The organism is Actinomadura sp. RB99 (assembly GCF_014706005.1).
Classification (GTDB): Bacteria; Actinomycetota; Actinomycetes; order Streptosporangiales; family Streptosporangiaceae; genus Spirillospora.
Genome location: NZ_JABMCA010000162.1, coordinates 1 through 2199, shown reverse-complemented (window position 1 = coordinate 2199; position 2199 = coordinate 1). Strand labels below are relative to the sequence as shown.

General features: G+C 78.1%; 2 protein-coding genes. Both read left to right on the top strand.

All coding sequences use genetic code 11. The features are described 5' to 3' along the window. Positions 1-1172, top strand: a 1172-nt coding sequence (selA, locus tag amrb99_RS49245; protein ID WP_194737884.1) for an L-seryl-tRNA(Sec) selenium transferase, incomplete at its 5' end; no start/stop codon positions are given. Between the two features lie 2 nt (positions 1173-1174). Then, the gene (locus amrb99_RS49240; protein WP_190869003.1) at positions 1175-2134 is read left to right on the top strand and encodes a GTP-binding protein; all 960 of its coding nucleotides are present in this window, start codon (positions 1175-1177) and stop codon (positions 2132-2134) included. Positions 2135-2199 lie beyond the last annotated feature (65 nt).

Sequence of the window (2199 nt, the reverse complement as noted above, 5' to 3'; positions counted from 1 at the left end):
CGCGGGCCGGCGAGATCCCGGCCGGCGCGGTCGCGGACGCGGCGGCCGGCGCGCTGCCGGTCACCGCGGCCGGGCTGCGGCCCGTGGTCAACGCGACCGGCGTGCTGCTGCACACCAACCTCGGGCGCGCCCCGCTGTCGGGCGCCGCGCGCGAGGCGATGCTCGTGGCGTCCGGCGCGACCGACGTCGAGCTCGACCTCGCGACCGGCGCGCGGGCGCGGCGCGGCCGGTCCGCGCTGGCCGCGCTGCTGGACGCCGTCCCGGCCGCCGAGGCGGCGCACGTGGTCAACAACGGCGCGGCGGCGCTGGTGCTGGCCGCGACGGCGCTCGCCGGCGGCCGCGAGATCATCGTCAGCCGGGGCGAGATGGTGGAGATCGGCGACGGCTTCCGCATCCCCGAGCTGCTCGCCGCGACCGGCGCCCGGCTGCGCGAGGTCGGCACCACCAACCGCACCTCGCCGGACGACTACGCGGCGGCGGTCGGCCCCGCCACCGGCTTCATCCTCAAGGTGCACCCGTCCAACTTCCGCGTCACCGGCTTCACCCGGTCGGCGGACGTCGCGGAGCTGACCGGGCTCGGCGTCCCGGTCGTCGCCGACATCGGCTCCGGCCTCCTCGAACCCGAGCCGCTGCTGCCGGACGAGCCCGACGCGGCCACCTGGCTGAAGGAGGGCGCCGACCTGGTCACCGCGAGCGGCGACAAGCTTCTCGGCGGCCCGCAGTGCGGGCTCGTCCTGGGCAAGGAGGAGTACGTGCGGCGGCTGTCGCGGCACCCGCTGGCGCGCGCGCTGCGCGTCGACAAGCTGACGCTCGCCGCGCTGGAGGCCACCGTCCGCGGCCCCCGCACCCCCACCGACGAGGCACTGCACGCCGACGCCGCGTCGCTGCGCGAGCGCGCGCGGCGGCTCGCCGCCCGGCTGCGCGATGCGGGCGTCGACGCGGCGCCCGTGGACAGCGACGCAGCCGTGGGCGGCGGCGGCGCACCGGGCGTCGTCCTACCGAGCGCGGCCGTCTCGCTGCCCGAACCGTACGCCGCACGGCTGCGGCGAGGCTCGCCCGCGGTGATGGGGCGCGTCGAGGACGGCCGCTGCCTGCTCGACCTGCGCGCCGTGCCCCCCAGCCAGGACGAGGCCGTCGCCCGCGCGGTGGTCTCCGCCACGGAAGGACCCTGAGCATGCACGTCGTCGCGACCGCGGGGCACGTCGACCACGGCAAGTCCACGCTCGTCCGCGCGCTGACCGGGATGGAGCCCGACCGGCTGGAGGAGGAGCGGCGCCGCGGCCTCACCATCGAGCTGGGCTTCGCCTGGACCGACCTCCCCGGCGGCGAGCCCGTCGCCTTCGTCGACGTCCCCGGCCACGAGCGGTTCGTCGCGACCATGCTCGCCGGCGTCGGGCCCGTCCCCGCCGCGATGGTCGTCGTCGCCGCCGACCAGGGCTGGCAGCGGCAGTCGCAGGAGCACCTCGCGGTGCTCGACGCGCTCGGCGTCCGGCACGGACTGCTCGCCGTCACCCGCCGCGACCTCACCGACGCCGCGACCGCCGCGCGCGTCCGCGACGACGCGCTGGAGCGGATCGCCGCGACGTCCCTCGGCGAGGTCGCCGCGGTCGAGGTCAGCGGCGCCACCGGGCAGGGCCTGGACGGCCTGCGCGCCGCGCTGGCCGACCTCGCCGCCGCGCTGCCCGAGCCCGACCGGACCGCCGACGTGCGGCTGTGGATCGACCGGGTCTTCACCGTCCAGGGCCGCGGCACCGTCGTGACCGGCACGCTCGGCGCCGGCACCCTCCGCGTCGGCGACCGGCTCGCCGCCGGCGGCGAGACCGTCCGGGTCCGCGGCCTGCAGAGCCTCAAGCGGCAGTACGACGAGGTCGGCGCCGTCGCCCGCGTCGCCGTCAACCTGCACGGCGGCACCGGCGCGCGCCGCCGCGGCGACGCGCTGCTCACCCCCGGACGGTGGCTCCCCACCGAACTCGTCGACGTCCGGCTGCACGGCGACCCCGCGCGCGACCTGCCGCGGCGGCTCGTCCTGCACGTCGGGTCCGCCGCGGTCCCGGTGCACGTCCGCGCCCTCGGGGAGAGGGATGGTGAGCCGCCCCGCGCCCAGGGGAGCGCGGTGTGCCCCGTACACACATGAGGGCGCCCTAGTGCTCTGTACGTGTTCGTGAGAGCTCCGGGCACCCCATGGCGGTGCAGCATCCT